This is a genomic window from Arsenicicoccus sp. UBA7492, assembly GCF_002479615.1.
GTDB lineage: Bacteria > Actinomycetota > Actinomycetes > Actinomycetales > Dermatophilaceae > Arsenicicoccus > Arsenicicoccus bolidensis.
In genome coordinates this window covers 24,848-32,114 of the sequence record NZ_DLOE01000051.1, presented here as the reverse complement: position 1 = coordinate 32,114, position 7,267 = coordinate 24,848, and the positions used below count along the sequence as shown (strand labels likewise).

General features: G+C 73.4%; 8 protein-coding genes. 3 read left to right on the top strand and 5 right to left on the bottom strand.

The window, feature by feature from the left end; genetic code table 11:
• Window positions 1–109: 109 nt before the first annotated feature.
• The 3 genes from B4E97_RS16200 to B4E97_RS16190 all read right to left on the bottom strand — a co-directional run bounded on the left by B4E97_RS16200 (window position 110) and on the right by B4E97_RS16190 (window position 2,470).
• The gene (locus B4E97_RS16200; RefSeq protein ID WP_019287397.1) at window positions 110–1,354 is read right to left on the bottom strand and encodes an MFS transporter; all 1,245 of its coding nucleotides are present in this window, start codon (window positions 1,352–1,354) and stop codon (window positions 110–112) included.
• Window positions 1,354–1,569, bottom strand: a complete 216-nt coding sequence (locus B4E97_RS16195) for a CopG family transcriptional regulator (RefSeq protein ID WP_019287396.1) — start codon at window positions 1,567–1,569, stop codon at window positions 1,354–1,356. The genes B4E97_RS16200 and B4E97_RS16195 overlap by 1 nt, the downstream gene beginning before the upstream one ends.
• A gap of 157 nt (window positions 1,570–1,726) precedes the next feature.
• Window positions 1,727–2,470, bottom strand: coding sequence for a TetR/AcrR family transcriptional regulator (locus B4E97_RS16190; RefSeq protein ID WP_019287395.1), 744 nt, complete (start codon window positions 2,468–2,470; stop codon window positions 1,727–1,729).
• A gap of 77 nt (window positions 2,471–2,547) precedes the next feature.
• On the opposite strand from B4E97_RS16190, the gene B4E97_RS16185 reads away from it, so the two are divergent.
• From B4E97_RS16185 to B4E97_RS16175, 3 genes are read left to right on the top strand one after another with little or no spacing between them, the layout of a single operon-like run.
• Window positions 2,548–3,297 carry an ABC transporter ATP-binding protein gene (locus tag B4E97_RS16185; RefSeq protein WP_286960751.1) on the top strand — a complete coding sequence of 250 codons (750 nt, stop codon included), beginning with the start codon at window positions 2,548–2,550 and terminating at the stop codon, window positions 3,295–3,297.
• Window positions 3,298–3,301: 4 nt separating this feature from the next.
• Window positions 3,302–4,078 carry an ABC transporter permease gene (locus B4E97_RS16180; RefSeq protein WP_286960749.1) on the top strand — a complete coding sequence of 259 codons (777 nt, stop codon included), beginning with the start codon at window positions 3,302–3,304 and terminating at the stop codon, window positions 4,076–4,078.
• A 41-nt stretch (window positions 4,079–4,119) separates the two neighbouring features.
• A complete protein-coding gene (locus B4E97_RS16175) occupies window positions 4,120–5,031 on the top strand; it encodes an alpha/beta hydrolase fold domain-containing protein (protein WP_286960747.1) in 912 nt (303 codons plus the stop codon).
• 28 nt (window positions 5,032–5,059) lie between these two features.
• Here B4E97_RS16175 and B4E97_RS16170 read toward each other — a convergent pair whose 3' ends face one another.
• Together B4E97_RS16170 and B4E97_RS16165 are read right to left on the bottom strand one after the other, a co-directional pair.
• Complete coding sequence (locus B4E97_RS16170; protein WP_286960746.1) at window positions 5,060–6,064, bottom strand: cyclase family protein; 1,005 nt, start codon at window positions 6,062–6,064, stop codon at window positions 5,060–5,062.
• Window positions 6,061–7,233, bottom strand: coding sequence for an alpha/beta hydrolase family protein (locus B4E97_RS16165; protein ID WP_019287391.1), 1,173 nt, complete (start codon window positions 7,231–7,233; stop codon window positions 6,061–6,063). The genes B4E97_RS16170 and B4E97_RS16165 overlap by 4 nt, the downstream gene beginning before the upstream one ends.
• Window positions 7,234–7,267: the final 34 nt, after the last annotated feature.

The window sequence follows — 7,267 nt, the reverse complement described above, 5'->3', positions numbered from 1 at the left end:
CGGAAGCGTCAGAAGAGCCACTTTTGTGAGCTCCCAGCGCACGGATGCCAGGCGCCTGGGCCCGCACGCGACGAACGAGCCGAGCAGACCGGCCCGGCCGGTGTCGTGCCTAGGCCGGCGTCGCGCTGCTCGCCGGCTCGGCCCGCCGCAGTGCCGGCACCCACGTGAGGGCGGCGCCGCAGGCGTGCAGGCTCGCCGCGAGGAGGATCGCGGTCCGCACGCCCCAGTGCTGGGCGACCGGGCCGGCCACGAGGGCGCCAACCGACGCCGCCGCTCCCCAGCCGATCAGCCGTGCCGCGCTCGAGACGCGGGACAGGAGCTCGTCGGGGATCACCTGCTGCCGCCAGGTCACGACCGAGGTGTACTGCAGCGTGTGGATCCCCACGTAGGACAGCAGGATCGGCACCGCGAGCGCGAACCGGTCGACCGACGCGAGCACGAGGGCCAGCAGCGTCACCACGGGGAGCAGGCGCCGCGTCAGCCGGATGGCGCCGAGCGCGCCCATGGCCCGGGCCAGCACCAAGGACGACAGGAGCGCGCCGAGCCCCCATGCGGCATACAGGAGTCCGAACCTCCACCCCGACGTCCCGATGCCGAGCACCCGGTCGCACCACACCACCGTCACGGCGAGGATGCTTGCGGCACCGGCGGATCCGAAGATCGCGACGATCGTCATGGGCCGCAGCAGAGGATGGCGGGCCAGGTAGGCCAGCCCTTCCCCCACGTCGCGGCCGAGCTGCCGCACTCCCACCCGGCCACCGGGCCGTGACGGTGACAGCGCGCGCGAGATGCCCCGGATCAGCAGGGCGCTCGCGGCAAAGCTGGCGGCGTCGACGATGAGCAGGGTGCCGGGCTCGACCACGGCGAGCAGCAGACCGACGACCGCTGGACCGGCCGCGTCGAAGACCGACACGGTGCCGTAGACCTTGGCGTTCGCCTCCGGCAGCCGCGCCCGCCCCACCAGCGTCGGCAGGGCACCCCAGTTGGCGCCGTCGAAGATCGTTGCGGCAGAAGCGGACAGGAAGGCCGCCACGAGCAGGTGCGCGATCGACAGGTGCCCGAGCAGGTGGGCGACGACGATCGAGCCGATGGCGAGCGCCGCCACGACGTCGGCGCCGACCATGAGCGCGCGCCGGTCGAGCCGGTCCCCGAGGGCCCCTCCGAGCAGCCCGAAGAACACGAAGGGCAGCGTGTCCATCGCGGTCACCACGCCCGTCCAGGTCGCCGACCCGGTGAGGCGATAGACGAGCACCGGCAGGGCGACGTAGGTGATCGCCGAGCCCAGCATGGACACCGCGCGGGACGCCCAGTAGCGGACGAAGTCCGGGTCCCGCCAGAGGCTCTCGGAGGTCATCAGGCGTACGCCGGGCGTCCGGCCCCGGGGCCGGAGCCCCCCGCGGAGGAGCCCGAGTCGGACCCGGTGTGCCAGGACAGGTGCTCGCGCAGCGCGGCCTCCACGAGCCGGCTCAGGCTGACGCCGTCGTCGATCGCGTGGTGCTTGACCTCACGCACCAGCTCGGGGGGCAGGTAGACGTTGAACTGGCTCTTCGTCGTACGGCTCGCTGTCATGCTAGCAACCTACCAGCGCCCTCGATCGCGTCGCGCCGCCCCCGGCTCCACCGTCACCGGCTCCGTGCAGGCGACGACCCTGCACCGGCAGATCGGGGCCACTCCTGGTGGTCATGACCACCAGAAGCAGCCCCGATCTCGGGTCGCCCCAGACCGGTCAACGCGGGAGCTGCTGGGCCACCCCGTCGAGCAGCGCCTCGAGCGCGAACGTGAGCGAGCCCGTGGGGTCGCCGGCATTGGCCGCCGCCGAGCCCACCCGGTCGGCCACCGGGACCCGCAGGTCACCCATGGCCTCCGCGAGCGCGGGGCCCATGCGCTCCCACCACTGCTCGTCGGTCAGGCCGCTGGCCGCGCGCGTGCGCTGCATGCCGATCTGCCAGCGGGCAGCACCCGCGGCGAGATTCGTGATCGAGGAGAGCAGCCGATCCATGGCGACGTCGCTCAGCCCGATCCCGTCCAGGGCCGCCAGCTCCTGGTCGTACTTCACGAGGACCCCGGGCCCCAGCACGGGACGCGCGGGCGTGACGTCGACCGACCACGGGTGGGCCAGCGCGTGCTCGTAGGTGCGACGAGCGATGTGTCGCGCCGCCTCGCGCCAGTCGCCGACGTCGGCGGGCGCGCGCTGCCCGGCATACGTCCGCGCCGCCAGGCGGTCGACCATCAGCTCCACGAGCTCGGCCCGTCCGGGCACGTAGCCGTAGAGCGTCATCGCCCCCACGCCCAGCCGGTCGGCGACGCTGCGCATCGTGACGGCGTCGAGGCCGCTCTCGTCCGCGATCGCCAGGGCCGCGTCGGTGATCGCCGGCACCGAGGTCGCGCCCCGCCCCGGGGGCTGGTCGGACGCCCACAGGAGCGCGAGCAGGGCTGTGGGGTCTCCGGGGCGGGTGGCCTTCCTGGGCATGGGGAACATCCTGGCAGCCCATGGTGTTCGTACGTTGTACGATAAACGTACAACGTACGAAGGAGTGGTCGGCAGCCATGGATCCCACCATCTGCACGCAGGACCTGACCAGGACGTATGACGGAACCGCCGTGGTCGACGGCGTGACCCTCACGGTCCGGCGAGGGCGCGTGTGCGCCCTCCTCGGCCACAACGGCGCCGGCAAGACGACGCTGGTGCGCATGCTCAGCACCCTCACCAGGCCGACGTCGGGCATCGCCAGCATCGCCGGGCACGACGTGGTGACCCAGCCGGACGCCGTCCGCCGGCACACGGCCCTGGTCGGACAGGCCGCCTCGGTCGACGAAAGACTCAGCGGCAGGGACAACCTCGTGCTCTTCGCCCGGCTCCGCGGCCGGGACAAGGCGTCGGCGACCGCCCGCGTCGGCGAGCTGCTCGAGCGGTTCGGCCTGAGCGACGCGGCGGGCCGGCCGGTGCGGACCTACTCCGGCGGGATGCGTCGCAAGCTCGACCTCGCGGCGGCCCTGGTGGACGACCCCACCGTGCTCTTCGTCGACGAGCCCAGCACCGGCCTCGACCCGCGGGCCCGGCGCGACCTGTGGCACGACCTGCGCGCCCTCGCCGACGCGGGCACGACGATCCTGCTCACGACGCAGCACCTCGAGGAGGCCGACGCCCTCGCCGACGACGTCGTCATCCTGCGCCAGGGGCGGGTCGTCGCGGCCGGCACCATCGGCGAGATCCGGCGCCTGGCGGGCGACCCAGGATGGAGCTGCGCGAACCGAGCCTCGAGGACGTCTATCTCACCCTCACCGCGACGGAGGTGACGGCATGACCAGCCTCGTCCACGAGTCCACCCTGCTGGCCGGGCGCACCGCCCGCCACTGGCGCGCCCAGCCCGGGGCCTTCCTCCTGACCGCCGCCTTCCCGCTGCTGGTCCTGCTGCTCATGACCGGGCTGCTCGGGGGCGCCATCGCCGGCGGAACCCGCTCCTACCTGCAGCTCGCGGTGCCCGGGATCCTTGCGGTCACGATGCTCTTCGGCCTGGAGACGACCATGATCGCGGTGGCCGGCGACGCGGCGACGTCCGTCACGGATCGGTTGCGCTCCTTGCCGATCCGCGCCCTGTCGGTGCTCGGCGGACGCGGCCTGGCGGACGTGGCGGCCTCGGTGATCGGTCTCGCGCTCGTGGTCCTCGGCAGGCTCGCGCTGGGCTGGCGCCCCGGATCCTTCGCCGGCATGGCCGTCGCGGCGGTCCTGCTGCTGTGGCTGCGCATCGGCCTGCTCTGGGTCGGGATCTACGGTGGGCTCACGGCCCGTGGCCCCGAGTCGGTCGCCGCCGTGCAGATCCTCGTGTGGCCGATCAGCATGCTGTCGACCGCGTACGTCGACCCGACCACCATGCCGACCTGGCTGGGGCTGGTCGCCGAGCTCAACCCCCTGTCGGCCACCGTCACGGCGGTGCGCGAGCTGTGCGGCGCCTCCACGATCGTCGGCTCGACCTGGGCCACGGAGCACGCCATGGTGCTCGCGGTGGTGTGGCCGGCGCTGCTCACGGCGGCCTTCCTGCCCCTGTACGTCCGCACCTATCGCCGCCTGGGGGACTGAGATCGCGTCGCGGCGCAGGAGGTTCGGCATACGGTGAGGACATGCCGTCGCTGATGTCCCGGACCGTCGTGCCGCTCCTCCTGCGCGCGATGCGCGCCAACCGGCCGTTCCTCACCGAGCAGGGCGCCCGGCGGCGCCTGGCGGAGGTGACCACCCGGCCTCAGGCCTATGGCCCACCGCGCCTGCTGCGCAAGGACGTTCGCATCGACGTGGAGCGGGTCGACGGCTGGCCGGTCTACACGATCCGTCCGCGGTCCGGCGAGCCGGTGGGCGGCGTCGTCTACGCCCACGGCGGCGGGTGGTACGGCGAGATCGCCCGCCAGCACTGGGAGCTCACCGCGCAGGTGGCCGCCGAGGCGCAGGTGGCGGTGACCGTGCCGATCTATCCGCTCGTGCCCTACGGGACCGCGGCGCAGGTGGTGCCGGGCTTCGCCGACCTGGTCCTGCGCAGCCAGGAGCGCTGGGGCACCACCGCGCTCGCGGGCGACTCCGCCGGTGGCCAGATCGCGCTGTCGGCGGCGATACTGCTGCGGGACGGGGATGCTCGGATCCTGCCGCGGACGCTCCTGATCGCCCCCGCCCTGGACCTGTCGCTGACGAACCCCGAGATCGACGCGGTGCTCCCCCGCGACCCCTGGCTCGGTCGCGAGGGCACGCGCGTCCACATCGACCTATGGCGCGACGGGCTGCCCCTCGACGACCCGCTGGTCAGCCCGATCGCGGCGGACCTCGCGGGGCTGGGCCCGATCAGCCTGTATGTCGGCACCCGGGACATCCTGTGGCCCGACGCACGGGTGCTGGTCGCCCGGGCGCGCGAGGCGGGCGTCGAGGTCGACCTCCACGAGCGGGAGGGGCTCGTGCACGTCTATCCCCTCACCCCGAGCCCGGAGGGCCGGGCTGCGCGCACGTCGATCGTGTCCACGCTGGCCCGGGCGGTGGCGACCGGAGCGTGACCCCGAGCGCCACCCGGCGACCCCTCCGTCAGCGCAGCGCGATGGGGTTGACCGGGGCGCCGACGGCCCCCGTCACCGGCAACGGCGCTGCCACCAGCAGGAACTCGTAGACGCCGTCTGCCGCGCACGCCTGCGCCAGCGCGTCGAGGTCCCACATCTCGCCGACGAACAGCCCCAGGTTGGGGATCACCACCTGGTGCAGCGGCTGGAAGGACGGCACGTCGAACTCGTTGGGACGCACCTCGAAGCCCCACGTGTCGGTGGCGACGGCCGCGACCTCGCGCCGGCGGATCCACGGCGCGGTGCCGAAGGACAGCCCGGGCGCAGCGCCCCCGGCGTAGTCGCCCCAGCCCTCGCGGCGGGCGCGGGACAGCTGGCCCGTCCGCACCAGCACGAGGTCGCCGCGCCCCACCTGGGAGGTCTCGCCCTGCGCGGCGATCGTCGCCTCCAGGTGGTCCGCCGTGATCGCGAACCCGTCGGGCAGCTCGCCCTGCTCGCCCTCGTCGCCCTCGTCGCCCGGCTCGAGGGCGCGACCCACGTCGAGCAGCACGCCCCGCCCGACGATGCGGTCGGCCGCCGTCTCGATCCCGGTGACCTGGTCGCCGAGCGAGGTCACGACCTCACCGGCCCGGCGGCCGTTCCAGGCGCGACCGTGGTCGAAGATGTGCCCGAGCCCGTCCCACTGCGTCGAGCACTGCAGCGGCATGGCCACCACGTCGTCGGCCCCGCCGATGCCGTGGGGGAAGCCCTGCACCCCCGCCTCGGCGTCGGTCCCGGTGTCGAGCATTGTGTGGACCGGGTTGGTGCGGCGGCGCCAGCCCTTCTGCGGTCCGTCCATGTCGAAGCGCTGCGCGAGGGAGTAGGTCGCGCCCGTGCGGACGAGTCCCGCAGCCCGGCGGCGGGCGTCGTCGTCGATGTGGTTGAGCGTGCCGTGCACGTCGTCCTCGCCCCACCGGCCCCAGTTGGAGCAGGCGGCGACGGCGGCCGCGACGGCGCCCTCGGGGTCGGACCGGTCCCACGTCACGGCGCTCATGCGGAGACCTGCCGGCGGTAGCGGCCCTCGCCGATCTCGTCGAAGGTCTCCTCGATCCAGTCGGCCGTGAAGTCGACGACAAGGGGGAAGTTGTCGAGCCCGATGTGCTCGGCGCCGCCCTCGGCGCGGCTGAAGATGCGCAGCTCGCGCTTGGGGGACGTCGTGGCCTGCTCGTAGGACCGGTGCGCGTAGCGGAGGGGGATCTGCCGGTCCTCCTCGCCGTGGGTGATGAGGAAGGGCACGTCGATCCGCTCGACGACGCCGTCGAGGTTGATGTCGTCGGCGAACTCGATGAACGCGTCGAGGTCCTCGTGGCCCCACACCCACAGGACGTGCTTCCAGTAGTGCGGGACGGGGTTCTCGCCCTCGCGCTCGAGGCGGCGCCGCTGCACCGCGCCCCAGTCGTGGTTGGCGCCCCACGCGACGGCGAGGCAGAAGCGCTTCTCGAACGCCGCCGCCCGCGGCACGTAGTAGCCGCCGAGCGACCATCCGGCGATGCCGATGCGGTCGGGGTCGACGTCGCCCCGCTCCAGCAGGTGGTCGACGCACGCGCCGGCCCAGGCCTCGCTGTCGATGCGCGCGGTGAGGCCCTGCAGCCGGAGCGCCTCACCGGCCCCGGGCTGGTCGACCTGCAGGCAGGAGATGCCCCGCGCCTTGAGCTCGGCGGGGAACCCGGAGGTGTAGATGTGCTCCTTGGTGGAGTCCAGCCCGTTGACCATGACGATGCACGGGGCGCCGGGTCCCGCCGAGGTGAAGTAGGCCGGGATCGTGGTGCCCTCGTAGGGGATCCGGACCGCCGTGGTGTCCGGGTCCATCCGCTCGAAGGCCTTGGTCATGAGGTCGAGCAGGTGACGGTAGGTCACGTTGCGCTCCTCGCCCGCCTCCTGCATCCGCTCGGCCTGGCACAGGTAGACGGCGGCGCGGAGGTACTTGCGGCCGGCCGCCTCGCGCCAGCCCCGCTCCTCGTCCCGCTCGGCCGCTCGCTCCAGGTCCGAGGCGACGGCCGCCCAGGCCTCGAGGAACTCGCGGGTCCCCACGTCCGAGCCCTGCGCGGCGATGTCCCGGATCGGGCGGCAGGCGCGGTCCACCTCGTCGATCAGGCCGCCCGAGTTGAGCGTGGCGACGACGCCCAGGTTCCAGACATAGTTGCCGGGGAAGTACTCGAACATCACGAATCTCCTTCAGGGGTGGACGGGGTGGTGA

Excerpts from the sequence above, each read along its gene's own strand:
- B4E97_RS16200 (WP_019287397.1), bottom strand. The coding sequence starts at position 1,354 with ATGACCTCCGAGAGCCTCTGGCGGGACCCGGACTTCGTCCGCTACTGG.
- B4E97_RS16195 (WP_019287396.1), bottom strand. The coding sequence starts at position 1,569 with ATGACAGCGAGCCGTACGACGAAGAGCCAGTTCAACGTCTACCTGCCC.
- B4E97_RS16190 (WP_019287395.1), bottom strand. The coding sequence starts at position 2,470 with ATGCCCAGGAAGGCCACCCGCCCCGGAGACCCCACAGCCCTGCTCGCG.
- B4E97_RS16185 (WP_286960751.1), top strand. The coding sequence starts at position 2,548 with ATGGATCCCACCATCTGCACGCAGGACCTGACCAGGACGTATGACGGA.
- B4E97_RS16180 (WP_286960749.1), top strand. The coding sequence starts at position 3,302 with ATGACCAGCCTCGTCCACGAGTCCACCCTGCTGGCCGGGCGCACCGCC.
- B4E97_RS16175 (WP_286960747.1), top strand. The coding sequence starts at position 4,120 with ATGCCGTCGCTGATGTCCCGGACCGTCGTGCCGCTCCTCCTGCGCGCG.
- B4E97_RS16170 (WP_286960746.1), bottom strand. The coding sequence starts at position 6,064 with ATGAGCGCCGTGACGTGGGACCGGTCCGACCCCGAGGGCGCCGTCGCG.
- B4E97_RS16165 (WP_019287391.1), bottom strand. The coding sequence starts at position 7,233 with ATGTTCGAGTACTTCCCCGGCAACTATGTCTGGAACCTGGGCGTCGTC.